The sequence below is a fragment of the Streptomyces longisporoflavus genome, from assembly GCF_014649775.1.
In the GTDB taxonomy this organism is placed as follows: domain Bacteria; phylum Actinomycetota; class Actinomycetes; order Streptomycetales; family Streptomycetaceae; genus Streptomyces; species Streptomyces longisporoflavus.
In genome coordinates, this window is record NZ_BMTR01000006.1 from 52,887 (window position 1) to 79,694 (window position 26,808).

Below are 26,808 nucleotides of genomic sequence, written 5' to 3' on the forward strand. Positions count from 1 at the left end.
GCCGATGACCACCGGGGAGGAGAAGACGGCCCGGCCCGCCGCCAGACGGGCCATCCTCGGCCGGCTGTCCTGGGGCCTCGCCGACCAGGCGGCCTCCAGCCTGTCCAACTTCGCGGTGGGGATCTACGTCGCCCGCTCCCTCGGCTTGACCGCGTTCGGCGTGTTCAGCCTGGCCTGGGTGACCTACGGAGTGGTCCTCAGCGTCTCCCGCGGCCTGGCCACCGACCCGCTCGTGGTGCGCTTCAGCGGCGTGTCGGACACCTCCTGGCGCGGGGCGGTCGCCCGGTCGTCGGGCACCGCGCTCGGCGTCGGTGTCGTCATCGGCGCGGCCTGTGTGGTCATCGGCCTCGCTCTCGGCGGCCGGGTGGGGCCCGCCTTCGCCGGCCTCGGCCTGATGCTGCCGGGGCTCCTCGTACAGGACGCCTGGCGGTACTCGTTCTTCGCCGCGGGCAGCGGTCAGAAGGCGTTCGTGAACGACGTCGTGTGGGGCGTCGCGCTCGTGCCGGCCATGGTGGTGGCGGCCCGCGTGGGCACCGTGACCGCTTTCGTGCTCGCCTGGGGCGCGTCCGCCACGGTGGCCGCGGTGTACGGCTGTTTCCAGTCCGGCATCCGGCCCCGGCTCACCGGAGCGCGCGACTGGCTCCGCGAGCACCGCGACCTCAGCTACCGGTACCTCGTCGAGAACGTCGGCGTCAGCGGCTCCAGCCAGCTGCGGGCCTACGGGCTCGGCGCGATCGTCGGGGTCAGCGCGGTGGGCGTGATCCGGGGCGCCGAACTGCTGCTCGGCCCGTTCCTCGCCGTACTGATGGGGCTGACGCTGGTCACCGTCGCGGAGGCGGCCCGGATGCTGCGCCAGGCACCGGAACGGCTCGGCCGGTTCTGCCTCTACCTCGGCGCCGGACAGGCCGTCGGCGCGCTGCTCTGGGGCGCGGCGCTGCTCCTTGTGCCGGACCGGGGCGGCGAGTTCGTTCTCGGCGACGTCTGGAGCTCCGCTTCGGCGATCATCGTGCCGGTCACGCTCGGCGTCGCGGGCGCAGGCATCGGCACCGGCGCGGCGGCCGGCCTCCGCGCCCTCGCCGCGGCCCGGCGCAGCCTGCGCTGCCAGCTGTTCGCCTCCACCTGCTACGTCGGCGGCGGGCTCGGCGGGGCACTCATCGCCGGCACGCCCGGCTCGGCCTGGGGCGTCGCCACCGCGTCCCTCTGCAGCTCCGCCGTGTGGTGGCTGCAACTGCGGTCCGCTCTGCGCGAGCGCCGCCAGAACCCCATTCCCGAAGTGAGGACGCAATGACCGCCCATCCCCGGTTGAGCATCGGCCTGCCCGTCTACAACGGCGAGGAGTACCTCGCCGAGTCCCTCGACGCGCTGCTCGGCCAGACCTACGAGGACTTCGAGCTGGTCATCACCGACAACGCCTCGACCGACAAGACCCGGGACATCTGCCACGAGTACGCCGCGAAGGACTCGCGCATCCGATACATCCGGCTGCTGCGCAACATCGGCGCAGCCCCGAACCACAACTACGTGTTCACCCAGTGCCGCGGCGAACTGTTCAAGTGGGCGTCGCACGACGACCTGTACGCACGGGACCTGCTGCGGCGCTGCGTGGAAGCGCTGGACGAACGCCCCGACGTGATCCTCGCGCACGCCGACCAGGCGGTCATCGACGGCGACGGCAAGGTGACGGTGCCCTACGAATACACGCTCGCCACCGACTCGCCCCGCGCGCCGGAACGCTTTCGCAGCATGCTGTTCGAGCCCGGCGGCGACGACTTCTACGGAGTGATGCGGGCCGACGTGCTGCGCCGGGTGAGGCCGCACGACAGCTACCACCACGCGGACCGCACCTTCGTCGCCGAGATCGCCCTGCACGGACCTTTCCACCAGGTGCCCGAGCTGCTGTACTTCCGCCGCGACCACCCCACCCGCGCCGAGCGGGCGAACCCCTCCGTGCGCTCCCGGTGCGTCAACCTCGACCCGCGCCGGGCAGGACGGCTGCACCCGACACCCCGGCTGCTCGCCGAGTACGTCCTGGGTTTCGTCGAGGCGATCCGGCGGGCCCCGCTCTCCGCGGCCGACCGGCGCGCCTGCTACCGCCACCTGGCCGCGTGGATGACCAGCCGGGCCCGGCCGGGCGCCGGAGAACGGGTCGAGGACCGTGCCCCGGTCGACCCGGACCTGCTCACCGTCTCCGTCGACGACCTCGTCGCCGGCCGTGAAAAGAGGCAGGCATGACATCCGGAGACGAAACCGCGCTGCGTGTCGGGGTGTTCGGCCTGCTCGGCTCCGGCAACGTCGGCAACAACGGGTCGCTCGAGGCCGTGCTCGGATTCCTCCGCGCCGAGCACCCGAAGGCGGTCGTGGACGCGCTGTGCGGCGGACCCGAGGACGTCACGGCCCGGTACCGGATCCCCGCGACACGGCTGAACTGGTACCGCGGCGAGTACCGCACCGCGTCACGCGCGGGCGCGATCGCGGCCAAGGGCCTGGGCAAACTCGTCGACGTCGTCCGCACCGCCGCCTGGGTGCGTCGGCACGACGTGGTGATCGTGCCGGGCACGGGCGTCCTGGAGACCACGCTGCCGCTGCGGCCGTGGGGCTTCCCCTACTCGCTGTTCCTGCTCTGCGCGACCGGCCGGCTCTTCGGCACCCGGGTCGCCCTGGTCAGCGTCGGCGCCGGCCCGATCGGCAACCGGCCGACCCGGACCCTGGTGCGCTGGTCGGCACGGCTCGCCGCCTACCGCTCGTTCCGGGACGACCAGTCCCGCGAAGCGATGCGGGCGATGCGCGTGGACACCAAGCGCGACAAGGTCTACGAGGACCTCGTGTTCGCCCTGCCGACGCCGTCGGCGAACGAGCCCGCCGGGCCGCCGGGCCCGGTCTGCGTCGGCGTCATGGACTTCCACGGCAGCAACGACGAGCGCGCCAGGGCCGCCGAGATCAACCGGCGCTACCTCGACGGGACGACCGCGTTCGTGCGCGCGCTGGTCGAGGACGGCAGACCGGTCCGCCTCGTCACCGGCGACGATCTCGACCGGCCGGTGGCCGAGGCGATCCTCGACGCGGTGGACTCGCCGCTGGTCACCGCGGCCGAGACGGCCACGCTCGACGACCTGATGAAGGAGATGGCGGCCGCCGACACCGTGGTCGCGACCCGGTACCACAACCTGATCTGCGCGCTGAAGGTCGGCACGCCGACGCTCGCCGTCAGCTATTCGGCCAAGAGCGACGCGCTCATGGACCGCATGGGCCTCGGCGCGTACTGCCAATCGGCCCGCGACCTGGACACCGGCCGACTGCTCGAACAGTTCCGGGCACTCGAACAGAACTCGGCCGAGGTGCGGCGGGCCCTCGTCGAGCAGAACCAGCTCGCCACACGGCGTCTCGACGACCAGTTCACCGCCCTGACCGCGGCCCTGTTCCCGGCGAGCGACCACATCCTGCGGGAGGCCACATGAAGGTGACCGAAGTCCCGGCGATAGCCGGGGCATACCTGTTCGAGCCGACGCCGTACGCCGACGAACGCGGCTTCTTCTGCCGTACGTTCGACGCCGACGTGGTCCGCTCGGTGGGCCTGGACCCGGACGCCTTCATCCAGGACAGCGTGTCCCGGTCGGTCCGGGGGGTGCTGCGCGGGATGCACCTGCGCTCCGGAGCCGGCGAGGCCAAGCTCGTGCGGTGCTCGTACGGGAAGATCTTCGACGTCGTCGTGGACCTGCGCCCGGACTCGCCGACCTACCTGGGCCGGGCCTTCTTCGAGCTGTCCGGCGAGACACAGGCGACCCTGTACATCCCGGCGGGATGCGCGCACGGCTTCCAGGCGCTGACCGAGACCGCCGACACCTCGTACCGGATCGACCGGCCGCACGATCCGGCCGAAGACGTGACGATCGCCTTCGACGACCCGGAGCTCGCCATTCCGTGGCCGCTGCCGCCCGCGTTGATGTCGAAGCGGGACCGCGAGGCGCCGAGCCTCGCCGAAGCCCTGAAGCAACAAGAGAACTGAGGCCGGAGTGAGCACCGAAGACTTCCGACTGCCGCGATCGCACAGGGCGAACGAGCGGCTGCACACCATGATCCCCGGCGGCGCGCACACCTACGCCAAGGGCGACGACCAGTACCCCGAGCACTTGGCGCCGGTCATCAGCCACGGCCACGGCGCCCATGTGTGGGACGTCGACGGCAACCGCTACATCGAGTACGGCTCGGGGCTGCGGTCGGTCAGCCTCGGCCACGCCCACCCGCGCGTGCTCGAAGCGGTGCGGCGCGAACTCGACCGGGGCAGCAACTTCGTACGGCCGTCCATCGTGGAGGCCGACGCCGCGGAACGCTTCCTGGCCACCGTGCCGACCGCCGAGATGGTGAAGTTCGCGAAGAACGGCTCCGACGCCACCACCGGCGCGGTACGCCTCGCCCGCGCCGTCACCGGGCGCCCGCGGGTGGCCATCTGCGGCGACCATCCGTTCTTCTCCGTCGACGACTGGTTCATCGGCACCACACCGATGAACGCAGGCATCCCGGCGGCGACGACCGACCTCACCGTGGCGTTCCCGTACGGGGACCTGGCCGCCACGGAGGAACTGCTCAGCCGGTACGAGGGCGAGATCGCCTGCCTGATCCTCGAACCGGCCACCACCCACACCGAGCCGCCGCCCGGCTACCTCGCGGGGCTGCGCGATCTCGCCGACCGGCACGGCTGCGTACTGGTCTTCGACGAGATGATCACCGGCTTCCGCTGGTCCGAGGCGGGCGCCCAGGGGCTGTACGGCGTCACGCCCGACCTCTCCACGTTCGGCAAGGCGCTGGGCAACGGGTTCGCCGTCTCCGCGCTCGCCGGGCGCCGCGACCTGATGGAGCGGGGCGGGCTCCGCCACTCCGGCGAGCGGGTGTTCCTGCTCTCCACCACGCACGGTGCCGAGACACACTCCCTGGCGGCCGCCATGGCCGTGTGCGCCACGTACGTCAAGGAGGACGTCACCGCGCGCCTGCACGCCATCGGCGAGCGATTGGCGGCCGGTGTGCGCGAGGCCGCGGCCGGCATGGGCGTCGGCGACCACGTCCTGGTCCGGGGCCGGGCCAGCAATCTGGTCTTCGCCACTCTCGACGAGAACGGGGAGCCGTCGCAGCCCTACCGCACCCTGTTCCTGCGCCAGCTCCTTGCGGGCGGGGTGCTCGCCCCCTCGTTCGTGGTGAGCAGCGCGCTGGACGACACGGACATCGCCCACACCGTCGATGCGGTGGCCCGCGCATGTGCGGTCTACCGCAAAGCACTTGACGCCGGTGACCCCACTCCGTGGCTGGCGGGGCGGCCGGTGAAGCCGGTCTTCCGGCCCTTCGCATGAGGTGAGGTGACGTTCCGTCAGCGGTGCTTCCACGGGCCGCTGTCGGCCACCCGGTCGGCGACCCGGTCGACCAGCAGGGCGGTCACCGGCACCACGGCAAGCGCCGTGCACCAGCCGCCGAGGATGTCGGTCGGGTAGTGCGCGCCCAGGGCGACCTGCGCCCAGCCCATGGCGACGCCGGCCACCACCGCGGCGGCGAGCACGAGCAGCAGCCCCGCCGTCCTGCCGAGGCCGAGCCGTCCTGCCGCGAACAGCGCGGCCACGAGGGCGAACGCCGTGAGGAAGGCAGCGTGCCCGCTCGGGTAGGAGAGGTTGTCGGGGCCGTGGATGGTGCGTCCCACCAGGGACTTGAGCAGCGTCGCCGCCACGACGGCCAGGCCGGTGGCCAGCACGGCGAACACGGCCGTACGAGGCCGCCGCAGCAGCAGGCAGCCCGCCACGGCGGCCACGATCAGCAGCGCCGCCCCGGCGGGCTCCGCCAGGAAATCGGTGGCCAGAGCGACGCCGCGCCAGGGTTGGCGCACGCTGTCGTCCGTCGGCTGGATGAACCACCTGTCCACCGTGCCGGACTCGCCGTGGCCGGAGTACATGACCCCCAGCACGACGACCGGCAGCACGGCGAGGACGGCGACCAGCCCGAGCCACCCGCGCAGGGGCGGGGGAAGCACCGCGGACGGTAAGTGGTGTTCCGGATCTTGTTTCCCCGAGGCGTCTGCGACGGGGTCGGGGCGCGGCCCCTCGTCCGACCGGTGAGCAACCATGAATCCGCGGCCTCCGCTTCCCCTGTCCGAGACCCGCACTCCCCGGCCCGACCATCACCCTAACCAACAACCGCTCGCGGCACGTTGGAGTGGGGCAGCCGGCGCCGCGGCCCGCCGTCCTTCGTCATCGACGGGCCGTGAGCCCGATCAGCGCGGCGACGCCCGCGAGCACCGCCACGCTGGTGAGGGCGATGGGCAGGGTGAACCAGTCGGCCATGAAGCCGATGGCGGGCGGCCCCAGGAGCATGCCGCCGTAGCCGAGGGTGGAGGCGGTGGCGACGCCGTCGGGCCCTGCCATCGCACCGGCGCGCTCGACGGCGACGGGGAAGATGTTGGCGAGGCCGAGCCCGGTGACGGCGAAGCCGATGAGCGCGAGCCACACGGTGGGGGCGAGTGCGCCGAGGAGCATGCCGGCGGCGGCGGTGGTGCCGCCGGCGACGAGTATGGGGGTCTGGCCGAGGCGTTCGAGCAGGGTGGTGCCGCTGAGCCGGCCGATGGTCATGGCGAGGGCGAAGCAGGAGTAGCCGGCGGCGGCGACGCCGGGGTGGGCGGCCAGGTCCTGTTCGAGGTGGAGGGCGCCCCAGTCGGCGAGCGCTCCTTCGCCGAAGGCGGTGCAGAGGGCGATGAGGCCGAAGACGATCACCAGCCGGCGGGTGCGGCCGTCGAGGCGCTCGGGGGCGCCGTCCGTGTCGGTGCGGTCGGCCGGGGGCACCGGCGCTTCGAGGCGCAGCAGTGCGCGTCCGGCGACGGCGGTGACGAGCAGGCCGAGCACGGTGAGGCCGAGCAGGTGCCGGGTGGGGGACAGGGACCCGGCGATCAGCCCGCCGAGCCCGGCCCCTGCCATCCCGCCCAGGCTGAAGGCGGCGTGGAAGCCGGGCATGATCGGGCGCCGCAGTGCGGCCACGAGGTCGACGGCGGCGCTGTTCATCGCCACGTTGATCCCGCCGTAAGCGGCCCCGAACACCAGGAGCACGAGGCCGAGCGCGAGGGCCGAGTGCGTCAGCGGCGGCAGCGCGACGCTCAGCGGCAACAGCACCCCGCAGGCCACGGTCACCGGATGGCTGCCGAAGCGGCGGCAGAGCCGCCCGGTGAGCGTCATCGTGATCACGGCACCGGCGGAGACGCCGAGCAGCGCGAGCCCGAGGTCGCTCGCCGACGCGCCGGTCTGTTCCTTGATGGCGGGGATACGGACGACCCATCCGGCGAAGATGAAGCCGTCGAGCGCGAAGAAGACGGTGAGTGCGACACGGAGCCGGACAAGGTCCGGGGGAGTGGCCCGCGACGCTGCGGACGTGGTTTTGTTTAGTAGCGGCACAAACTCAGGGTAGAGGTGCGCACCCGTGGCATACAAGCCAGCTCGTGCGAGGCGGCGGTCACCGATGGGCGGAGGATTCCTGTGAGGCTTCAGGGGAAGGGCAGTGGACGCGCGGTGTACGAGCAGATGTCGGCCGAACGGCGAGACGGCGTACGGATCATGGGAGACTCGCCCTCATGAACGGCAAGGCTGCCTCCCGTACCGAGGGGGATCTGTCCACGCGTACGCGCCTGGAGCGCGGACGCGGCGTGCTCGGTCCCGCTCTTGAGCTGGTCCATACCGGGCGCGCCCCGACCCGTGCCGTGCTCACCGCCGAACTCGGCGTCACCCGTGCCACGGCGGGCGCCGTCGCCGCCGAGCTTGAGGCGCTCGGTCTGATCAGGATCGACGCGAAGCCGAGCGCCCCTGCGGGTTCGCAGGGCCGCCCCTCGCACGGTCTCTCCCTCGCGGACGACGGCCCTGTCGCGCTGGCCGCACAGGTGCACTCCGACGGCTTCCGGGCCGCGCTCGTCGGGCTCGGCGGCCGGATCGTCGCCACCGCGCCCGGCTGCGAGACGATCGACGCCGACCCGGCGCAGGTCCTCGGCTCGGTCATCGACGCCGGCGCGCGGCTCCTCGAGGACACCGGCAGGCGGTGTGTGGGCGCAGGGCTCGCGGTGCCGTCCGCCGTCGCGCAACCGGAGGGCACCGCCCTCAATCCGCTGCATCTGGCGTGGCCCGCGGGCTCGCAGGTCCGCCAGATCTTCGCCGACTGCGTACGGGACGCCGGCATCACGGGACCGGCGTTCGCCGCCAACGACGTCAACCTCGCGGCCCTCGCCGAGCACCGGCACGGAGCCGGGCGCGGCGCCCGCGACCTGCTGTGCGTCGCGACCGGGCACCGGGGGGTCGGCGGCGCGCTCGTCCTCGACGGGCGCCTGCACACGGGCAGTTCGGGCCTCGCCCTTGAGGTCGGGCACCTCACCGTCAATCCGGAGGGCCGCCCCTGCTACTGCGGGAGCCGGGGCTGCCTGGACGTCGAGACCGACCCGCTGGCCTTCCTCACGGCGGCGGGTCGCGAGCCCGGCCCCGAGGGGCTGTTGCAGCAGGCCCGCGAACTGCTTGCCGACGCGGGCGGCGACCCCGCGGTCCGCGCGGCGGCCGAGGAGCTGATCGACCGCCTCGGTCTGGGGCTCGCGGGCCTGGTGAACATCCTCAACCCGGACCGCATCATCCTGGGCGGCCTGCACCGTGCGCTTCTGGAGGCCGACCCCGAGCGGCTGCGGGCCGTCGTCGCCGACCGGAGCCTGTGGGGGCGCAGCGGGGGCGTCCCGATCCTGGCCTGCACCCTGGACCACAACAGCCTGGTGGGGGCCGCCGAGCTGGCCTGGCAGCCGGTGCTCGACGACCCCCTCGGGGCGCTCGGCTAGAGGCGGACGTTCTCCTTCGCGGCGGGACTCCGAACCTCGACCGCGTCTGTGGCGGTGGAGGTCCGCCCGGCACGTGCCCGCCTCAGATCGGGCAGCAGCGTGAAGAGGCCGAGTCCGGCGAGTACGGCGCCGATCCAGAGCGGCGCCCGCAGCCCGAACGCGTCGATGGCCGGTCCGCCGACGGACGTGGCGACGATGATGCCGAGGGTGATGAACGAGGAGTGGACGGTGTTGACCAGGGGCCGGGCGTTGCCCGCGCGCTGGACGCGGGTCACGAGAGCCGGGTTCATGGTGACTCCGACCAGGCCGATGCCCGTGAGCAACGCCACGGCGGGGAAGCGCAGGCCGGCGAACAGGGCGAAGCCCGCGAGGAAGGCCATGTTGAGCAGCAGGCCGATGAGCAGCACCGGCAGGGTGTGCTTGTCGGCGAGCCTGCCGACGACGGTGTTGCCGATGACCGTGGCCGCTCCGTACGCGATGAGCAGCAGGGGTACCGTGCCCGCGGAGAAACCGGTGACCTCGGTGAGGATCGGATTGAGGTAGCTGAAGGCGGAGAACGTGGCCCCGATGGCGAAGGTGCTGGTCGTCAGGGACAGCCAGAGCCGGGGGCTGCGGAAGGCGCCGAGCTCCCGGCGGAGACCGCCGTCGTCGTCGGCCCTCTCGATACGCGGAACACCGACGAGGGTGGCGAGCGCGGCGAGGACGGTCAGGCCCGTGATGGCCCAGAACGCGGCGCGCCAGCCCAGGTGTTCGCCGATGACGGTGGAGAGCGGCAGGCCGAGGAGCGTACCCAGCATCAACCCGTTGAGCGCCACCGCGATGGCCCTGCCCCGCGCTTCGGGCCGGGTCAGCCGCGCGCACAGGGAGATGGAGACACCGAAGAAGGCCTGTGACGCGATGCCCGTGATGACGCGGGCCACGAGCATGGTGCGGTAGTCCGGGGCGAGGGCGGCGAGGACGTTGCCGACGAGGAAAATCCCGAACAGGACGAGCAGAGCGCCCTTCTGACGCATCCTCAACAGCGCAACGGTGAGAAAGGGCCCGCCGAAGGCCATGGCCGCGGCGAAGGCGGTGATCAGGTACCCGATCTCCGGGATGGTGGCGTCGAGTCCTTCGGCCATCTGCGGCATCAGACCGGCGACCACGAACTCACTGGTCACCATGGCGAAGATGCCGAGGGCCAGGAGATAGACGGCGCGGGGCATTGGGGACTCCTGTCGGGGCTGGGGTGTTGGGCGGGCGAAGAAGCGCGTGCGGGTGGTGCACGCGTACGTTATGAACTGCTCAGTCCAAAACAAGGGCGTGCGAGAGCGCGGATGGAGTCAAGGGGCGGTCCGGGCCGGGTCGTTCCGCATCGGGCCGCATCGGGCCGGGGGAGCGGCGGCGCGGCGGAGCGCTGGCGCCGGGGTGTCCGAGTCGGCGTGTCAGCGTGTCAGCGAGTCCAGGGCGGTCTCCGCGATGGCGGTCAGGGCGGCACGGTCGGCGCCGCCCTGTGCCGAGATCCGCATGCCGCCGATGACGGCGTTCAGGAAGCGGGCCAGATCGCCCGCGTCCCGCGTGGAAGAGATGTCACCGCCGCTCTGGCCTGCACGGATGACGGCGCTGATGGCGGCAAGACGCGCCGCGAGGTCGCGTGCGAGCAGCTCGGCGGCCTCGGGGTCACGCCCGGCGAGCTCCACGGTCGTGTTGACGGTCAGACAGCCGATGCTGTGCCCGTCCTCGCGGCACTCGAACTCGGAGTCGACGATGCGGGCGAAGAGGGCGCGAAGACGCTCCATCGGGGAGCGCCCGGCATCCTCCAGGATCTCGACCTGACCGGCCGTCATGGAATCGATGTAGCGGGCCAGGGCTCGCTGGAACAGCTCGTGCTTGCTGCTGAAGGTGTTGTAGATGCTGCTGCGGCCCAGTCCGGTGGCGTCGCACAGATCCTGGGTCGAGGTGGCCTCGTAGCCGTTCACCCAGAAGGCGCGCATCGCCGCGTCCAGGGCCCGTTCCTCGTCGAAGGTTCGCGGTCGGGCCATGCCGGGACGGTACCTGTTTTGGAACGCCCAGTGCAATACGTAAGGTAGAGTTACCCCTTAATCGATCCTACTGGTAACGTCGATCTCCAGGACGGGAAGCCGGAGCTGATCGACGACAGCGGGGGGTATCCGAACATGACCAGGCAGTGGCAGTTGGGGGAGACGTTCGAGACGCCGGACGGCTATGTGAGGTGGGCGTCGTTCGGGGAGGGGGACCCGGTGGTCCTCCTGCACGGCTCGCCGTTCTCGTCGTACATCTGGCGCGAGATCGCCCCCGCCCTGGCCCGTACCCGCAGGGTCTACGTCTGGGACCTGCTCGGCTTCGGGCAGTCGGAGCAGCGGGAGGGGCAGGACGTCGGCCTGGCGGCACAGGGCAGGCTCTTCGCCCGCCTTCTCGCCCACTGGGGCCTGGACCGCGGCGACCGCCCCAGCGTCGTCGCGCACGATGTCGGCGGTGCGGTGGCGCTGCGGGCGTTGCTCCTGGAGGGCGCGGAGTACAAAGACCTCACGCTGGTCGACGCGGTCGGCGGCGGCGAGTGGGGGACGGGCTACTTCAAGCTCATCCGTGAGAACGCGCACGTCTTCGAGCAACTCCCCGACTACGCCCACGAAGCGCTGGTGGCCGGCCACCTCCGCCACGCCACGCACACCGGCTACGGACCGGGCGTCCTGGACGCGTACATCGACCCATGGCGCGGCACGGCAGGCCAGGCGGCGTTCTACCGCCAGTACCGACAGTTCGCACAGTCTCAGACGGACGAGCTCGAACCTCTCCTGGGCAAGGTGGACGTGCCGACCCGCATCATCTGGGCCCGCCAAGACCGCCTTCTCCCAACGGAGTTCGCCGATTTCCTCGATGCCCGGATTCCGCACGCCGAGCTGACCTGGCTGGACAACGCGGGCCACACCATCCAGGAGGACGCACCGGCCCGCTTGCTCGCACACCTGACGACAGGCTTCCGGACTGCTTCGCAGGTCTGAGCGCCCTTACGCCACTCCACCGCGAACGCCCGCGCCGGATTCGCGGTGAACATCCCGGGAGTGCTCATGGCCCAAGGCGATCCAGCAGCACGCGGGCGCGGGCCAGGGCAGCATGGGACAGGAGTCGGATTCAGTCGCGTCCGCCGCGCGGGAGCTGGCGTCGTTCCGGACGGCCGGCGGCGAGAGCGTGATCAAGTGGACACCGCTGGACACCGTACGGAATGGGCCGCAGGACAGGAGACCAGCCGGGAGCAGTCCCGCCACGCCCACGTACTCCCGCAGTGGTACGCGCACGGCCGCTGGCCGTACGACGACCCGGACCCCCTCGGAGCGCGAGCCTCGAAGCATCGCTCAAGCCGAACCGTCGGCCGGCCTCCGCGCCAGTTTCCGCGTCGGCCCCCGCGCTGACCTCCGAGGAGATGGACACCATGAACACCCTGGCTCACTTCGACGGCGGGCCCGGCCCGTGGATCCTGTTCTTCCCGCTCGTCTGGGCGGCCGTCGTGATCGGCGGCATCACCCTCCTGCGCCGCACCGTATGGCGGGGCCGCCGCGCACCGTGGCAGCGGTACGGCGCCGAGCACCACGCACGCATCGACGAGAAGTCCCCCATCGCCCTGCTCGGCCGTCGCTTCGCCGCCGGCGAGATCGACGAGGACGAGTACTGGCGCCGCCTGTCCGTCCTGAACGAGGAGTTCGGACGCACCCCCAAGGGTGGACGCACCCCCAAGGGCGGTGCGGCATGACCACCGCGACCGGACAACCCGGCCCCGGCCCCGGCCCCGGTTCCGGCTCCGGCCCCGGTTCCGGCACCGCCACCCGCGACGCCGCCCGCGTCACCGACGCCGTCAAGGTCTACGGCAGCGGCGACACCGCCGTACGGGCCCTGGACGGGGTGAGCGTCGGGTTTCCCGCCGGACGCTTCACCGCGATCATGGGCCCGTCGGGCTCGGGCAAGTCCACCTTGATGCACTGCGCCGCGGGCCTAGACACCCTCACCTCGGGAAGCGCCCGCATCGGCGGCGCCGAATTGGGCGCGCTCGACGACCGCCGCCTCACGCTCCTGCGCCGCGACCGCGTCGGCTTCGTCTTCCAGGCCTTCAACCTGGTGCCGACGCTGACCGTGGCCGAGAACATCACGCTCCCGATGGACCTCGCCAAAAAGCGGGGCGACCGCGCGTCGGCGGAGTGGACCGACGCCCTCATCGATGTGGTGGGGCTGCGCGACCGACTCCACCACAGGCCCGCCGAGCTGTCCGGCGGGCAGCAGCAACGCGTCGCCGTGGCGCGGGCGTTCGCGGGCCGGCCCGACGTCGTCTTCGCCGACGAACCGACCGGCAACCTGGACTCGCGCTCCGGCGAGGACGTCCTGCGGCTGCTCGGCCGCGCCGTGCGGCAGATGGACCGTACCGTCGTCATGGTCACCCACGACCCGGTGGCCGCAGCCCACGCCGACGAGGTCGTCTTCCTGGCCGACGGCCGCCTCGTGGACACGATGACGGACCCGACCGCCGACAAGGTCCTTGACCGGCTCAAGGAATTCGACACGACGAGCGCGGCAGTTCCCGGCGGCAAGGGGGCGCCGTCATGAGCCCTCCCGGCACGTCCAGGAGTTCCCTGGGCACGTCCGCGCGCCTCAGCCTCTCCTCGCTGCGCGGCCACAAGCGGCGCTTCGCCGGTACGTTCCTCGCGGTCATGCTCGGCGTCGCCTTCCTGGCCGGCACGCTCGTCATGGGCGACACCCTGCGCGGCAGCTTCGACACGATGTTCGGCAACGCGACGCGCGGTACCGACGCCGTCGTCCGCAGCGCCGACACCATCACCACGCCCGACGACAGCCAGGGCACCCGGCAGCCCGTCAAGACCTCGCTGGCACAGAAGATCGAGCGGACCGACGGGGTGGCCGCCGCCGCACCGGCCATCCAGGGCGCGGGCCAGCTGCTCGGCAAGGACGGGGAGCCCATCGGCGGCGAAGGCCCGCCCACCCTGGCCGGCAACTGGATCGACGACGGCGAACTGAACGCCTACCGGCTGGCCGAAGGCCGCGCCCCCGCCAGGTCCGGCGAGGTGGTCGTCAACCGTGGTGCCGCCGAAGCCGGTGACCTGGAGATCGGCGACACGACGACGCTGCGCACCCCCGGGCCCGTCGAGGTGACGATCGTGGGCCTCGCGACGTTCGGCGGCGAGGACGGCATGGCGCAGACCACCTTCACCGGCATGACCCTGGCCGACGCGGAGAAGTACCTGACGCCGAAGCCCGGCGAGGCCGCGTCCATCCAGGTGCGGGCCGGCCCCGGCATGAGCGAGCAGGAACTCGTCGACGCGCTGAGTCCCGTACTTCCCGGGGGAGTTGAGGCGATCACCGGCGAGGCGTCGGCCGCGGAGAACACCGACAACATCTCCGGGCAGTTCCTGACGCTCTTCACCGGCTTCCTGCTCGTCTTCTCCGGCGTCGCGCTGCTCGTCGCGACCTTCAGCATCCACAACACCTTCGCGATCGTCGTCGCCCAGCGCACCCGCGAGAACGCCCTCCTGCGCGCACTCGGCGCCTCGCGGAGGCAGGTCACCGCGGCCACCCTGATCGAGGCGGGCGTGGTCGCCATGGTGGCGTCCGTCGCGGGCCTCGCGGGCGGCATCGGGATCGCGGCCGGACTCCAGAGGCTCTTCCCGGTGATCGGCTTCCCCTTCCCCGAGGGCGACTTGGTGATCAGCGCCCTGTCGATGCTGCTGCCGCTCGCGGTGGGCATCGTGGTCTGCCTGGGCTCGGCCGTACTGCCCGCCCTTCGCGCCGGGCGCACCGCACCGCTCGCGGCACTGCGCGAGACCGCTCTCGACCAGTCCGGGGCGTCGCGGAGCCGGGCGGTGACGGGCGCGCTCCTCGCGCTCGCCGCCGTGGGGCTCTCGCTGACCGGCGTCCTCGTCAGCCCGTCCGTATGGCTGGCGGGCGCCGGGGCGGTTCTCGCGCTCGCCGCGTTCGTCGTGCTCGGGCCGGTCGCTTCCTCGCGGGCGGTACGCGTGCTCGGCGCGCCCCTCGACCGGCTGCGCGGCGTCACGGGCGGACTCGCCCGGCGCAACGCCCTGCGCAGCCCCAAGCGGACCGCCGCCACCGCGGGCGCACTGATGATCGGCGTCGCCGTGGTCTCGCTCTTCACGGTCTTCGGCGCATCCCTGAAGGCGACCATGGACCAGACGGTGAACCGCTCCTTCGCCGGTGACCTGGCCATCAGCACCCCCGGCTTCGGCGCGGGCGGCAGCGGACTCAGCCCCGAGCTGGCCCCCGCGCTCGCCGGGCGGCCGGAGGTCGCGACCGCGGTCGGCCTCGGCAAGGGCGCGGCGGAGGTCGAGGGGGAGGGGCGCGCGCTGACCGTCACCGACCCGGCGCCCTTCGCCGAGTCCTTCGACCTCGGCAAGGTCGAGGGATCGCTGAACGGCCTCGGCACCGACGGCATCGCCATCACCCGCGAGGAGGCCGACAAGCAGGACCTCGAGGTCGGTTCCAGGGCCCGGCTCGCCTTCGCCGACGGGCAGAAGGCCACCTTCACCGTCCGGGCGGTGTACGGCAGGTCGGAACTCGCCGGGGACTACGTCATCACCCGCGAGGCCTGGGCGCCGCACCGCATGCAGGACGCCGACAGCCTCGTCTCCGTCACCCTCAAGGACGGCGTGAGCGCGGAGGACGGCAAGGCGGCCGTCACCAGGACCGCGCGGGAGTACGGCAATCCGGATGTGCAGACCCGTGACGCATATGCACGGTCCGCGGCGGGCGGCATCGACATGATGCTGACCCTCGTCTACGCCCTGCTGGCGCTCGCCGTCCTGATCGCCCTGCTCGGCATCGCCAACACCCTGACGCTCGCGATCCACGAACGGACCCGCGAGCTCGGCCTGCTGCGTGCCGTCGGCCAGACCAGGGCGCAGCTGCGGGCCATGGTCCGCTGGGAGTCGGTCCTCGTCGCCGCCTTCGGCACGGCCGGTGGTCTCGTGCTCGGCGGGTTCCTCGGCTGGGTGCTCGTCAAGGCCTCGGACGGCGCGACGAGCAGTGCCTTCGCGTTCGCGGTGCCACCCGTGCAACTGGCGGTGGTCGTCCTGGTGGGCCTGGCGGCGGGAGCCCTGGCGGGTCTGCGTCCGGCACGGCGGGCCGCACGCCTGGACGTGCTGCGTGCCATCGCCACCGAGTGACGTAGGACGCCCGGTCCGCGGTGACAGGCACGGCCCGTCCCGCGGAGTCTGTCACCGCCCGGTCAGCCGACAACGGCCGACCGGGCGGGAGCGTGTCCGGGCGCGTGCCCGTCGGCGAGCGACGGCGCCCCGGTGCCCAGGTCCGCGAAGGGGCCGGGCGTGGCAACGCCGTACGCGGGATACGTGGACGGCAGCGCGACGGCGGGCGTGGGGGCCGGAAGGGTGAACCAGACGACTTTGCCCGTGTCGCCGTGGGGGCGTACCCCCCAGCTCTGGCTGACCGCGGCGACCATGGCAAGCCCGCGGCCGCACGTCTCGAAGAGTTCCGCGTCGTGCACTTCGGGAAGACGCGGATCGTGGTCGTGCACGGAGACCGTGAGGCGGTCGAGCAGCAGCTCGATCTCCACGGTGCACACCTTGTCCGGCTGTGCGTGCCGGTGCACGTTGGTCAGAAGCTCGGTCACACCGAGCGCGGCTCGGTCGATCAACGGATCGAGATGCCAGTAGCGCAACTGCGCCGATACGATTCTGCGGACCTGGCCGATCCGCGACGGCAGGGCCTGAAGCTCTACCGTGCAATACCTGCTTGGCTGGCTGATCACGGTTGCGACTCCCCGAATTGCGTCCGGAAGAAGGCGACGATCGGATTCAGCAGCGGCCGCGGGGTCTGCCGGCTGCTGTTGGTGCCGGCGGGCTGGTTCGCAGCGTCATCGCCGATGAACCCAGAGTGATGTGACACCAGAGTGACTCAGGGGGCGCGGGCCTGCAACTCGCACCGCACCCCGGGAGCGCACGGGCCTCTCAGGCGCGTGCCCGGTGACCTCCGGCCCTGCGAACCGCGTCGATGAACCTGCCTACCGTGGGCGGCCCCGACTTGCCGGGGGCCGGCTCATGGTCGGCGAGGGTGAGCCGATAGCGCGTGCCGTTCAGTTCGGCAAGAGCGCGGTCGTCGGAGGCGAACCACGGCTTTCCGGCCCGCACCGTCTGGACCGGCGCGCTGTCGATCTCCCGGCCGTAACTCGTCAGGAGCTCGAACCGGCCGTCGGTGATGCGGATTTGACCCGCCCGGGTGAGAGAGCGCAGCCGTCGTCCGATTCGCACGCCCGTGGCCGTGAACTCCGGCTCCGCCATGACGTTCCGCCCCCTTGAGCGATTCGGTTGGTCGTTCCGTACGGGACCGCCGTCCCGTGCGGTGCAGTCTGCACGCACATGGCGTCGAGCACCAGTGCGTATGAAGTCGTGGTCATAAATGGACGCCGTCCTCTTCCCAGTGTGCCGTGCCGCGGTGTCAGTCGGCTGAGCCAGGTGTTCCTTTGAGGTGCTCAAAGGTGTGTTTATGCAGGTGAGGAGCGTGCGGAAGGTGCTTATGATCGAAGTGTCCGGCCCGCTGCGAGCGCGGCCAGGTTGTCGCCCTAGGAGCCGCGCGGTGAGCACCACACAGCAGGATCAAGCCGATGAACCGATGGCCACGCTCGACGTGGACCGCAGCGACGCGGAGTACCGGGCCTGGCTGAATGAAGCCGTACGCAAGGTCCAGGCCGACGCCAACCGCTCCGCCGACACGCATCTGCTGCGCTTCCCGCTGCCGGAGCAATGGGGCATTGACCTGTATCTCAAGGACGAGTCGACCCATCCGACCGGCAGCCTCAAGCACCGGCTGGCCCGCTCGCTGTTCCTCTACGGCCTCTGCAACGGCTGGATCCGGCCAGGACGGCCGGTCATCGAGGCCTCCAGCGGCTCGACGGCCGTCTCCGAGGCGTACTTCGCGAAGCTGATCGGGGTGCCCTTCATCGCGGTGATGCCCCGCACGACCAGCGCCGAGAAGTGCCGCCTGATCGAATTCCACGGCGGTCAATGTCACTTCGTGGACGACTCGCGCATGATGTACGCAGAGTCCGCCGCCCTCGCCGTCGAGACCGGCGGCCATTACATGGACCAGTTCACCTACGCGGAACGGGCCACGGACTGGCGCGGCAACAACAACATCGCCGAATCGATCTACCAGCAGATGCGCCTTGAACGCTATCCGGAACCCGCGTGGATCGTCGCCACGGCGGGCACGGGCGGCACGTCGGCGACCATCGCCCGTTACGTCCACTACATGCAGTACGACACCCGGCTGTGCGTCGCCGACCCCGAGAACTCGTGCTTCTTCGACGGCTGGACCCAGCACGACCCGGACGCCACCAGCGACTGCGGCTCCCGCATCGAGGGCATCGGCAGGCCCCGGATGGAGCCGAGCTTCGTGCCCGGCGCGATCGACCGCATGATGAAGGTACCGGACGCGGCGAGCGTCGCCGCCGTACGGGCGCTCGAGCAGGCGATCGGCCGCAAGGCGGGCGGCTCGACCGGCACCGGCCTGTGGAGCTCCCTGAAGATCGTCGCCGAGATGGTGGCCGCGGGCCGCACGGGCAGCGTCGTCACCCTCATCTGCGACCCGGGCGACCGCTACCTGGACAAGTACTACTCGGACGCGTGGCTGGCCCAACAGGGCCTGGACATCACGCCGTACGCGACCGCCATCAAGTCGCTCCTCGCCGACGGCACCTGGACCTGAAGGGCCCCAACGGCCCTGCGGCGCTCAGGCGTTGGCCGCTGCGAGACGCAGGTCGAGGGCCGTGACCGCGTCGCGGAAGGCGCGCCCCATGCCGGACCTGCCGAGCGTCAGGGCGAAGCGGAAGGGCGCGGCGCCGTCCGCGGCGAACGTCCACTGCACGCGGGTGCCGGTCCCGGCCGGGGTGAGCCGCCACTCTTCGAGGAGCGCGCGCAGGCCGGGGGCGTTCGACTCGTCGACGCGGTAGGCGTACCGCTGGGGCGCCTCGGCCGCGACTATGGTCTCCCAGAATCGGGTGCCGCCCTTGAGCCGGACCTCGCGGCCCTTGCTGCCGTCCGCGCCTTCGGTGGGGCGGCAGAGGGTGACCGCCGTGAACCACTCGGGCCAGGCGGTCGTGTCGTCAGCGAGGGCGCGGTACACCGCCTCCGGGGACGCGCTCACCTCACGGGCGAAGACCAGACGCAGCGGAGCGGTCTCGGCGAACTCGAGCCCCACGGGCCTCAGTCGGCGTGCCATCGAACTCGGCCCCCAAGCGGGATCGGGTGGTTGACCGTCCACCGTCACCATAGCTGGCGGCCCGTCAGATGTCTGCGGTGCCCCCGGCGTTCTCCGCCCGCTCCGCGATGTCCGTCTGCCCGCCGGGGCCCGGCTCTGTGGCCTCGTCCGTGACCACCAGGCGCCGCAGATGCTCGGAGATCTCCGCCCGCGCCTCCGTCGGCAGCCCGGAATCCGTCACGAGCGTGTCCACCTGCTCCAGGGTGGCGAACGAACTCAGGCCCACCGTGCCCCACTTGGTGTGGTCGGCGACCACGATGACGCGGCGCGCCGACTGCACCAGACGCCGGTTGGTCTCCGCCTCCGCGAGATTCGGCGTGGACAGACCGGCCTCCGCCGATATGCCGTGCACGCCCAGGAAGAGCACGTCGAAGTGCAGCGCGCCGATCGCCTGGTCGGCGACCGGGCCGACCAGCGAGTCCGACGGAGTGCGCACCCCGCCCGTGAGGACCACGGTGGCCGCGCCCTGCCGCCGCCCCGACGTGCGCTGCGCGGAGTGGAAGACGTCGGCGACCCGCACCGAGTTCGTCACCACCGTCAGGTCCGGCACGTCCAGAAGATGATGGGCCAGCGCATACGTCGTCGTGCCGCCGGAGAGCGCGATCGCCGTGCCCGGCGCCACCAGGGAGGCCGCGGTGCGCGCGATGTCCTCCTTGGCGTTCAGCTCCAGGCCCGACTTCGCCTCGAAACCCGGCTCGTGCGTGCTGGCCTCGACCACCGGCACCGCGCCGCCGTGCACCTTCTCCAGGACGCCCTGGCGGGCGAGGGCGTCGAGATCCCGGCGGACCGTCATGTCCGAGACGCCCAGCTTGCGGGTCAGCTCATTGACGCGGACGCCGCCTCGGCGGCGCACCTCGTCGAGGATCAGGGCGCGGCGCTGCTCGGCGAGGAGGTTCTGATTCTCGCTCACGTCCGTCCCGGCCCTTCTGCCTCGTCACACCCGTCGCGCCCGTCCACATGCGCTGCCTCATCCTCGCACGCGCCACTGACGGGCGGCCCACCGCCCGACGCCGCGCGTTCACCCGGAACGGGGAGATTACGTGAGGAGAAGGTTGGGCGGGGCCGGGAGCGGAGATCCTACTTGCCTGACCACGCGCACATTCGGGGGAAGCGGAACAGTGGCAGCAGACAACAGAGATGAGACGGCTCTCGAACTCCTCGTGCACGGAGTCGGGGGCACCACACCACAGGCGATGCTGGACGACCCGAGGACCGTCCGCGTCTCCGGTGACGACACGGCGGCCGTCTTCCGCCGCGCACAGGACGCCGACGCCGAGAAGCGCCCGGACGACTACCGCGGCAAACCGGTCCCCGAGGCGTACGTCTGGTGCAACCTCACCTCAGGGAACGGCTCGCGGGCCCTGTGGCTCCTGCTCCTTCCGTTCATGGTGGCCAACCTCGCGCACTGGATGCGGCCCACGTCGCGGCGCATGAAGAAGACGGTCCGCACGTACGGCCTCCTGGTGCGCCTCATCGGGCTCACCCTCACCGTCCTGCTCGTCGCCGCCGCCTGCGAGGTCGCCATCGACCTGACGGCCTGGCAGTGCGCCGGCACCCCCGAGTGCGCCGCCGAACGCTCCTGGCTCGGCTTCCTGGCACCCGACGCCTCCGGACACGGCGGCTGGTGGAGCCAGCCGGGCCGCCGCCTCGCGCTCGCCGCCGTCGTGCCCGCCGCGCTCACCGGCCTGCTCTGGTATCTGTCGCAGCGCACCTGGAGCGCGTACGAATCCCAGACTCCGCTGCCCCACCAGACCGACCCCGAGGAGGAGGCCGGGCGCACCGGCGCGCTCGGCAAGCCCGGCTTCTGGTACGGCCGCCGTCTCGTGGCCCGGCTGCGGGCCGCGCACACGGCGGCGGGATTCCTCACCGTGGCCGCCGCGGTCGGCACGTCGGCAGCGCGCCACGACCGGCGCCCCGGCGGATCCGCGCTGCTCGACGTCCTCGGCTGGGCCCTCGACGCGACGCTCCTGATGGGCGGCGGCATCGTCGTCCTGGTGGTCTGGCGCAGGGGCCGCAGCGAGAACAAGCTCGACCGGCACCTCGACGAGAAGCTGATCCGCAGGCTGCCCCTCGGAGCGCTCGCCCTCCTTGTCCTCACCCTTCTCTACGCCGGATGGTCACGCCCCGGCTGGACCTCCGAGGGAAGGCTGCCGGGCAACGCGACCTTCGGCGGCATCGCACTGGTCCAAGGTCTCCTGGTCATCGCCCTCGCCGTGATCGCCCGCGCGCTCTACCGCACGGCACCCGACCCCCGCACCGCGCTGCGCGGCTTCGCGGGGCCGGCCGTCGCCATGCTGTCCTGCGCGCTCGGCGGGGTGATGTCCGGAGGCGGCGCGCAGCGCGTCGCCGACTGGCTCGACGGCTCGGGAGAGCCCGGCTCCGGCGGCACCATCGACGGCCCGCCCGTACTGCTGACCTGGCAGGCGTCCGTGATCCCGCCGCTCCTCGTGGTCGTCGCGGCGCTCTGCGGCTGGCTCGGCGTCCGCACCTGGCGGCGGGCCCGCCGCGACCGGGCGGACATCCCGCGCGAGTACCCCGGCGAGCCCGAGGACGCGGCCCGCAGCCGCCGTATCGCGGGCACCCGCGCGCGTGCCGCCCTCACCGACCGGGCGCCGCTCCTGGTGGGCATCACATCGGCGGTCACACTGCTGCTCGGCGCGGGCGCGCTCGTCGGCGCCTGGGTGAGCGAGGAGGTGCCCAGCGAGGCGGCACAGGGGCTGCCCATCTTCTTCGAAGGAGCGGCCGAGACCTCGCAGGCGCTGGGCTCCTGGCTGATCGGCTTCGGCTTCATACTGTTCGTGACCTGGGGCCGCCGCGCCTACCGCGATCCTTCCGCACGCCGCACCATCGGCATCCTCTGGGACGTCGGTACGTTCTGGCCCCGCGCCGCCCACCCCTTCGCGCCCCCCTGCTATGCCGAGCGCGCCGTCCCCGACCTCACCTGGCGCATGCACACCTGGACCCGCGCGACGCGCGCCACCGGCGGCAGGCTCGTCATCTCCGGTCACTCCCAGGGCAGCGTCCTGGCCGCCGCGGCCGCCTGGCAGCTGTGGCCCTCCGTCCGCAAGCGGGTCGCCCTCCTGACGTACGGCTCACCTCTGGAGCGCCTCTACGGACGCTGGTTCCCGGCCCACTTCGGTCCGGCCGCCCTGAGCTCGCTGCACCGCGAGGTCGACTGCTGGCGCAACCTGCACCGCACCACCGACCCGATCGGCGGCCCCGTCAGGGTGGTCCCCGACGGCGACGGACCGCGGGTCGACCACGAAGCCCTCAAGGACCCCTTGGTCTACGGCCGCACGGAGGAACACCCCCTGCCCGCACCGATCCTGGGCCACTCCGACTACCAGGCGGACCCGGCCTTCGCCGAGGAGCGCGCCCGGCTCCTCGCCCGGCTCAAGGCCGCCGTGCCCGCCCCGCGCCCGCGTGCCGTCGAGCCCGCCGAGCCTGTTGAACTCGTCGAGTCCGCCGAGCCCGTCGCGGCGCTCACGGCAGCTCCGGCAGATCCTCCGGATACAGCAGGGTGAGGTCGTCCGTGCTCGGCTCCGCGAACTGGGCGACCCGTCCCGCGTGCCGCTCCACCATCGCCTCGAACGTCTGGCGGGCGGTGCGGCCGTTGCCGAAGCCGGGGCCCTTGGGAAGCACCGTGAAGTACTTCAGGAGCGCCTCGCCCGTCCCCGTGTCGAGACGGTACTCGTGCTCCTCCGCCTGCTGCTCGACGATCCGGAGCAGTTCCTCGGGGGCGTAGTCGCCGAAGGTGATGGTCCGTGAGAAGCGGGACGCGACACCGGGATTGACGGAAAGGAAGCGCTTCATCTCCGCCGTGTAGCCGGCGACGATCACCACCACCGCGTCCCGGTGGTCCTCCATCAGCTTCACCAGCGTGTCGATGGCCTCCCGGCCGAAGTCACGCCCGGAGTCCTCGGGCGAGAGGGCATACGCCTCGTCGATGAACAGCACACCGCCGCGCGCCCGGTCGAACGCCTCCTGGGTGCGGATCGCCGTCGACCCGATGTGCTCGCCCACCAGGTCGACCCGCGACACCTCGACGAGATGTCCGCTCTCCAGGACGCCGAGCGAGGCGAGGATCTCGCCGTAGAGCCGGGCGACGGTCGTCTTGCCGGTGCCGGGAGAGCCCGTGAACACCAGATGGCGGCGCACGGACGCGGCCTTGAGCCCGGCGAGCTGCCTGCGCCGCCCGACCTCGATCATGTCGGTGAGGGCGCGCACCTCGCGCTTGACGCTGTCCAGGCCGACCAGCGTGTCGAGTTCACCGAGCACGTCCTTCGACGAGCGGGACGGCGGGCCGGGGGGCGGCTCGCTCACGGCCGCCGGGTTCGTGGCGCGCTGTCCGGGCATCGCGCCGAGCAGGCCCACGGTCTGGGTGGCCGTCTGCGGGGCGGGCTCCCGGCCGGGGGCCGCCGCGGTGCGCACCCCGCCGCTCTCGTCGCTGGTGCAGTCCTCGACGAGCGGCCCGTCCTCGGCGAACTCGAAGCCGCCGCGCGCACACCGTTCCGTACGGCACTTCTTCAGTGTCGTACGGCAGCCGTCTATGACGTGGAAGCCGTAGCCGCCGCTGTCGTTCACCCGGCAGCCGTGCAGGCTGCCGCGACCGCCCGCCGAGACGTAGAACCCGGCCTCCGCGGGCGAGGTGACCGTGCAGCGCTCGATGGTGGGGTCGGCGCCCTTGGTGACGATGACGCCGGTCTGCACGCCGTCGACCGTGCAGTTGGCCAGGGTGCCGCCGCTGCCGTGGTCGCGGAACCACGCGCCGGTGGCGGCGTCGCGGATGCGGCAGTCGTCCAGCTGCGCCGTCGCGCCGTCGCTCACGGACACCGCCGTGTTGCGCACCTGGGAGAGGTCGCTGTCGACGACGTCCGCGCGCGAGCCGCGGTCCAGGACGAACAGGGCGTCCGGCACGTCGTGCACCCGGCAGGACTCCAGGACGGCCGTCGCCCCGTCGCTGACCCACACCGCGGGGTAGTCGCCGGTGCTGTCGTGGATCTCGCACTGGTTGGCGTCCACGCGCGTGCCGGGATCCCACACCGAGAGGCCGTTGCGCCCGAACCGGCTCACCGTGGAGCGGGTCAGGGTGAGCACCGAGCGGGAACGCAGATCGATCGCGTTCTCCGGGATGTCGTGGATGCGGCAGTCGGCGAGCGTGAGCACGGCGTCCGTGTCGAGCGTGACGCCGTCCGACGTCGTGCGGTGCACGTCGCAGTCCGTCAGATGCGCGGCCGCACGCCCGGTGACCTGCACGCCCGAGCCCTTGACCTCGTACACCTCGCAGCCGAGCGCTTCGAGCCCCGAGTGCTCTCCGGTCACCGAGAGTCCCGCGCCGGATGCGTGATGCACCCGGCAGCGCTCGAGGCGGGGGTGCGCCCCGCCGCGTACGGCGACGCCCGACTGGCCCGCCGAGACGACCTCGCACTCCTCGAAGACGCCGCCCCCGCCGTCGAGCACGGCGATGCCGATGCCGCCGGGGTTGTCGACCGTGCACCGCCGCACGGTCGGGCGGGCTCCGCCGCGCACCTCGATGCCGGTCGCGGAACGCGTCACCACGCGTATGTCGACGAGCTCGGGCGCGCCGTCCTCGACGAGCAGCGCGGGCGCCGCCGAGTCCTGCCCCTCGACGTGCAGGTCCTGCACCACGGCGGACGAGCGGACGGTGAGCGGCACCCCGTCCGACGGCGCGATGCGCACGGAGCCGGGGGAGCCCTCGGGGCCGCGCAGCGTCACCGCCCGCTGGACGACGAGGTTCTCGCGGTACGTGCCGGGGGCGATGGTGAGCACGTCCCCGTCGCTCGCGGCCTCCAAGGCGGCAGCGAGCGATGCGTACTCACCCGTGCGGCGCCGCCACCGCGAGGTGCCGGTGTGCGTCACCTGGACCGTGCCCTGTGCCATGGAGTTGCTCTGCCCCCACCTTGTCGTACGCGGGACCTCACGACCTCGCGCAAGGCGCCGAAGAGTTCGGCCGGACCACCGTAGCGCGCGCGGGGAGGGCGAGTTGACCCGATCGCCAGGCTCTCACCTGGTCATCGCCGCTCTCTCACGGCACCGGGAGGCGGTGGCGGCCGCTCAGAGGGCTGCTCAGGAGCCGGTGCCGGTGCGTCCCCAGTCCGGCCCCGCCTTGTCCCAGGCCTGGTCCCAGCGGTCGTAACGCCGCAGGACGATCCGCCAGACGACGATCCTCCTGGTGCCCTCCACGAGTCCGGCCACCGCCGCCGCGACGCCGAATCCGGCGAGCGCCGCATGCGTGGCCGCGGTCGCGTCGTCGAGGGGGCGCCCGACCACCTGGCCGCGCTCGTCCGTCCAGAGCTTGAAGCGGTCGCCGGGGCCGGGGGCCCGGAGGTCGGCGAGGACGGTGCCGGAGTGCGCCGTGCCGTCCGGAGCGGTCCATTCGGCGAGCACGCGGCTGTGCCTGTCGCGGGCGGAGGACGTCTCGGGGTCAGGGTCCACCGGGGGTCTCGAGACCTTCCTGACCACAGTGCCCGTGACTTCGTGCCGCACCTCGTGCTGCTTGCGCACGGACTCCTGCAGAGCGTCTTTCGAGAGGCCGCCGACCGCTATTCCGGCCAGTGGCGCCGCGAGGACGATGAGCAGCAAGGCCGCACAGGCCACCCAGGCCTCGACGAGGTCGGTCTTCCGGCGCAGCGGATTGTGCCGCCAGCGCCAGAGTCCGACTAGTGCTCGCACAGTCCCGCACCCCCTTCCGCGTCCGTCATAACCGCGACCGGCACGGCCCAAGCGTCGGCGGGGAGAAGAGAGAGGGAAATCACCCTTCTCGTCCGAGTCCAACGTCCGGACCGGGCCTTCGAGTTCCCCGTTCCGGGGACCTCAGCCGATAACGGTGAACGGGTCACCGATCCTGATCGATCCAGTCGTCTCCGGCACCAGATTCTGGCCGAACACCAGCTGGTCGCCGAAGCGGCGGTGGTGGGCGAGCGTACGCAGGGGCTCCTTGCCGCGCTCCGCGGTGCGCTGGTCGGTGGTGGTCACGACGCAGCGGCCGCACATTTTGGCCACCCGGAAGGTGACGTCGCCGATCGCGACGCGCGTCCAGTCGTCCTCGGCCCAGGGGGCGGTCCCGTCCACGACCACATTCGGCCTGAATCGGTTCATGGGGAGCGGGCCCTCGTCGGAGTGGTCGCCCTGCGCGATGAGCGAGTTCAGGGCGTCGAGGGAGGAGAGCGTGGTCAGGAGCAGGGGATAGCCGTCGGCGAAGGAGACGGTCTCGCCGTCCTCGGCGTACGCGGGGTCGATGGGGCGCCGGGTCGCGGGCTCGCCGAGGTGGACGAGCCGGACGTCCGTGTCCAGATAGGCGCTGAACCACGCGTGCGCCTCCTCGTCGGCGGGCTCCGCCTCGACGAGGTCCTTCCAGATGTCCACCGTGACGGTCTTGCCGGAGGGCGGCACGGCGACCGTCAGCGGTTCGAGGCCGGGAGCGGACATGCGTATGCCGCCGCCGGGCAGGAGCTCGGCGGCGGCCAACGCCAGCTGCGGATGCGGCCGTTGCGTGACGATCTGCCCGTCGCCGTCCACCAGCACCCACCGCCGGTCGCCCGCGAGTCCCCAGGGCTCGACGACGGCCTCACGCGGAGCGTGTCCCCCGACCGCCTTGAGCGGGTAGAAGTGGATCGAGTGCAGGGCTGGATTCGGCATGCGGCCATCCTGCCAGCAGCCGCTGACAGGGATGC

Annotated in this window: 23 protein-coding genes; 12 read left to right on the forward strand and 11 right to left on the reverse strand. The window is 72.1% G+C overall.

The genetic code is table 11. The features are described from left to right. Positions 1-4 precede the first annotated feature (4 nt). Genes IE226_RS13975 through IE226_RS13995 form a run of 5 tightly spaced genes read left to right on the forward strand, consistent with a single transcriptional unit; the run spans position 5 to position 5,339 of the window. Positions 5-1,288 (forward strand): MATE family efflux transporter, encoded by a 1,284-nt coding sequence (locus tag IE226_RS13975; protein WP_190081511.1) that lies wholly within the window; start codon positions 5-7, stop codon positions 1,286-1,288. Beyond that, positions 1,285-2,232 carry a glycosyltransferase family 2 protein gene (locus IE226_RS13980; protein WP_190081512.1) on the forward strand — a complete coding sequence of 316 codons (948 nt, stop codon included), beginning with the start codon at positions 1,285-1,287 and terminating at the stop codon, positions 2,230-2,232. The genes IE226_RS13975 and IE226_RS13980 overlap by 4 nt, the downstream gene beginning before the upstream one ends. After that, a complete protein-coding gene (locus IE226_RS13985; RefSeq protein ID WP_190081513.1) occupies positions 2,229-3,455 on the forward strand; it encodes a polysaccharide pyruvyl transferase family protein in 1,227 nt (408 codons plus the stop codon). Before IE226_RS13980 ends, IE226_RS13985 begins: the two co-directional genes overlap by 4 nt. Next, positions 3,452-4,003 carry a dTDP-4-dehydrorhamnose 3,5-epimerase family protein gene (locus IE226_RS13990; protein ID WP_190081514.1) on the forward strand — a complete coding sequence of 184 codons (552 nt, stop codon included), beginning with the start codon at positions 3,452-3,454 and terminating at the stop codon, positions 4,001-4,003. The genes IE226_RS13985 and IE226_RS13990 overlap by 4 nt, the downstream gene beginning before the upstream one ends. A gap of 7 nt (positions 4,004-4,010) precedes the next feature. Next, positions 4,011-5,339 (forward strand): glutamate-1-semialdehyde 2,1-aminomutase, encoded by a 1,329-nt coding sequence (locus tag IE226_RS13995; RefSeq protein WP_190081515.1) that lies wholly within the window; start codon positions 4,011-4,013, stop codon positions 5,337-5,339. A 17-nt stretch (positions 5,340-5,356) separates the two neighbouring features. Here the strand turns inward: IE226_RS13995 and IE226_RS14000 are convergent, their stop codons facing one another. Then, a complete protein-coding gene (locus IE226_RS14000; protein WP_229870909.1) occupies positions 5,357-6,007 on the reverse strand; it encodes a phosphatase PAP2 family protein in 651 nt (216 codons plus the stop codon). 217 nt (positions 6,008-6,224) lie between these two features. Further along, complete coding sequence (locus IE226_RS14005; RefSeq protein WP_190081517.1) at positions 6,225-7,415, reverse strand: MFS transporter; 1,191 nt, start codon at positions 7,413-7,415, stop codon at positions 6,225-6,227. A gap of 176 nt (positions 7,416-7,591) precedes the next feature. On the opposite strand from IE226_RS14005, the gene IE226_RS14010 reads away from it, so the two are divergent. Continuing rightward, on the forward strand, positions 7,592-8,824 hold the full coding sequence (locus tag IE226_RS14010; RefSeq protein ID WP_190081518.1) for an ROK family protein: 1,233 nt from the start codon (positions 7,592-7,594) through the stop codon (positions 8,822-8,824). Here the strand turns inward: IE226_RS14010 and IE226_RS14015 are convergent. After that, positions 8,821-10,029, reverse strand: a complete 1,209-nt coding sequence (locus IE226_RS14015) for an MFS transporter (protein WP_190081519.1) — start codon at positions 10,027-10,029, stop codon at positions 8,821-8,823. The two genes, IE226_RS14010 and IE226_RS14015, sit on opposite strands and share 4 nt — an antisense overlap. 219 nt (positions 10,030-10,248) lie before the next feature. Next, complete coding sequence (locus tag IE226_RS14020) at positions 10,249-10,845, reverse strand: TetR/AcrR family transcriptional regulator (RefSeq protein WP_190081520.1); 597 nt, start codon at positions 10,843-10,845, stop codon at positions 10,249-10,251. A 135-nt stretch (positions 10,846-10,980) separates the two neighbouring features. Here IE226_RS14020 and IE226_RS14025 point away from each other — a divergent pair, with 135 nt between their 5' ends. The 4 genes from IE226_RS14025 to IE226_RS14040 all read left to right on the forward strand — a co-directional run bounded on the left by IE226_RS14025 (position 10,981) and on the right by IE226_RS14040 (position 16,005). Next, positions 10,981-11,826 (forward strand): alpha/beta fold hydrolase, encoded by an 846-nt coding sequence (locus tag IE226_RS14025; RefSeq protein ID WP_190081521.1) that lies wholly within the window; start codon positions 10,981-10,983, stop codon positions 11,824-11,826. A 428-nt stretch (positions 11,827-12,254) separates the two neighbouring features. Next, the gene (locus IE226_RS14030) at positions 12,255-12,572 is read left to right on the forward strand and encodes an SHOCT domain-containing protein (RefSeq protein WP_190081522.1); all 318 of its coding nucleotides are present in this window, start codon (positions 12,255-12,257) and stop codon (positions 12,570-12,572) included. Next, positions 12,569-13,417: an ABC transporter ATP-binding protein gene (locus IE226_RS14035; protein WP_190081523.1), complete on the forward strand. Its 849-nt coding sequence runs from the start codon at positions 12,569-12,571 to the stop codon at positions 13,415-13,417. Before IE226_RS14030 ends, IE226_RS14035 begins: the two co-directional genes overlap by 4 nt. A gap of 26 nt (positions 13,418-13,443) precedes the next feature. Then, positions 13,444-16,005 (forward strand): ABC transporter permease, encoded by a 2,562-nt coding sequence (locus IE226_RS14040; RefSeq protein ID WP_190081822.1) that lies wholly within the window; start codon positions 13,444-13,446, stop codon positions 16,003-16,005. A 62-nt stretch (positions 16,006-16,067) separates the two neighbouring features. Here the strand turns inward: IE226_RS14040 and IE226_RS14045 are convergent, their stop codons facing one another. Beyond that, on the reverse strand, positions 16,068-16,607 hold the full coding sequence (locus IE226_RS14045; RefSeq protein ID WP_190081524.1) for an ATP-binding protein: 540 nt from the start codon (positions 16,605-16,607) through the stop codon (positions 16,068-16,070). 199 nt (positions 16,608-16,806) lie between these two features. Continuing rightward, entirely contained in the window at positions 16,807-17,136 is a 330-nt protein-coding gene (locus IE226_RS14050) for a hypothetical protein (RefSeq protein ID WP_190081525.1), read from the reverse strand. A gap of 331 nt (positions 17,137-17,467) precedes the next feature. On the opposite strand from IE226_RS14050, the gene cds1 reads away from it, so the two are divergent. Continuing rightward, positions 17,468-18,562 (forward strand): L-cysteine desulfhydrase Cds1, encoded by a 1,095-nt coding sequence (cds1, locus tag IE226_RS14055; protein ID WP_190081823.1) that lies wholly within the window; start codon positions 17,468-17,470, stop codon positions 18,560-18,562. 24 nt (positions 18,563-18,586) lie between these two features. Here the strand turns inward: cds1 and IE226_RS14060 are convergent, their stop codons facing one another. Further along, positions 18,587-19,075: an SRPBCC family protein gene (locus IE226_RS14060; RefSeq protein ID WP_190081526.1), complete on the reverse strand. Its 489-nt coding sequence runs from the start codon at positions 19,073-19,075 to the stop codon at positions 18,587-18,589. Positions 19,076-19,139: 64 nt separating this feature from the next. Then, entirely contained in the window at positions 19,140-20,024 is an 885-nt protein-coding gene (locus IE226_RS14065; RefSeq protein WP_190081527.1) for a DeoR/GlpR family DNA-binding transcription regulator, read from the reverse strand. 283 nt (positions 20,025-20,307) lie between these two features. Between IE226_RS14065 and IE226_RS14070 the strand changes: the two genes are divergently transcribed. After that, positions 20,308-22,638 carry a hypothetical protein gene (locus IE226_RS14070; protein ID WP_229871000.1) on the forward strand — a complete coding sequence of 777 codons (2,331 nt, stop codon included), beginning with the start codon at positions 20,308-20,310 and terminating at the stop codon, positions 22,636-22,638. Here the strand turns inward: IE226_RS14070 and IE226_RS14075 are convergent. The 3 genes from IE226_RS14075 to IE226_RS14085 form a co-directional block, all read right to left on the reverse strand. Further along, the gene (locus IE226_RS14075; protein ID WP_190081528.1) at positions 22,598-25,015 is read right to left on the reverse strand and encodes a right-handed parallel beta-helix repeat-containing protein; all 2,418 of its coding nucleotides are present in this window, start codon (positions 25,013-25,015) and stop codon (positions 22,598-22,600) included. The two genes, IE226_RS14070 and IE226_RS14075, sit on opposite strands and share 41 nt — an antisense overlap. Positions 25,016-25,201: 186 nt before the next feature. Beyond that, a complete protein-coding gene (locus IE226_RS14080) occupies positions 25,202-25,807 on the reverse strand; it encodes an Rv1733c family protein (protein ID WP_190081529.1) in 606 nt (201 codons plus the stop codon). 141 nt (positions 25,808-25,948) lie between these two features. Beyond that, a complete protein-coding gene (locus IE226_RS14085; RefSeq protein ID WP_190081530.1) occupies positions 25,949-26,773 on the reverse strand; it encodes an MOSC domain-containing protein in 825 nt (274 codons plus the stop codon). Positions 26,774-26,808 lie beyond the last annotated feature (35 nt).

Coding starts and splice junctions, on each gene's coding strand:
- IE226_RS13975 (WP_190081511.1), top strand. CDS start 5: ATGACCACCGGGGAGGAGAAGACGGCCCGGCCCGCCGCCAGACGGGCC.
- IE226_RS13980 (WP_190081512.1), top strand. CDS start 1,285: ATGACCGCCCATCCCCGGTTGAGCATCGGCCTGCCCGTCTACAACGGC.
- IE226_RS13985 (WP_190081513.1), top strand. CDS start 2,229: ATGACATCCGGAGACGAAACCGCGCTGCGTGTCGGGGTGTTCGGCCTG.
- IE226_RS13990 (WP_190081514.1), top strand. CDS start 3,452: ATGAAGGTGACCGAAGTCCCGGCGATAGCCGGGGCATACCTGTTCGAG.
- IE226_RS14010 (WP_190081518.1), top strand. CDS start 7,592: ATGAACGGCAAGGCTGCCTCCCGTACCGAGGGGGATCTGTCCACGCGT.
- IE226_RS14015 (WP_190081519.1), bottom strand. CDS start 10,029: ATGCCCCGCGCCGTCTATCTCCTGGCCCTCGGCATCTTCGCCATGGTG.
- IE226_RS14020 (WP_190081520.1), bottom strand. CDS start 10,845: ATGGCCCGACCGCGAACCTTCGACGAGGAACGGGCCCTGGACGCGGCG.
- IE226_RS14025 (WP_190081521.1), top strand. CDS start 10,981: ATGACCAGGCAGTGGCAGTTGGGGGAGACGTTCGAGACGCCGGACGGC.
- IE226_RS14030 (WP_190081522.1), top strand. CDS start 12,255: ATGAACACCCTGGCTCACTTCGACGGCGGGCCCGGCCCGTGGATCCTG.
- IE226_RS14035 (WP_190081523.1), top strand. CDS start 12,569: ATGACCACCGCGACCGGACAACCCGGCCCCGGCCCCGGCCCCGGTTCC.
- IE226_RS14050 (WP_190081525.1), bottom strand. CDS start 17,136: ATGGCGGAGCCGGAGTTCACGGCCACGGGCGTGCGAATCGGACGACGG.
- cds1 (WP_190081823.1), top strand. CDS start 17,468: ATGGCCACGCTCGACGTGGACCGCAGCGACGCGGAGTACCGGGCCTGG.
- IE226_RS14060 (WP_190081526.1), bottom strand. CDS start 19,075: ATGGCACGCCGACTGAGGCCCGTGGGGCTCGAGTTCGCCGAGACCGCT.
- IE226_RS14070 (WP_229871000.1), top strand. CDS start 20,308: ATGCTGGACGACCCGAGGACCGTCCGCGTCTCCGGTGACGACACGGCG.
- IE226_RS14075 (WP_190081528.1), bottom strand. CDS start 25,015: ATGGCACAGGGCACGGTCCAGGTGACGCACACCGGCACCTCGCGGTGG.
- IE226_RS14085 (WP_190081530.1), bottom strand. CDS start 26,773: ATGCCGAATCCAGCCCTGCACTCGATCCACTTCTACCCGCTCAAGGCG.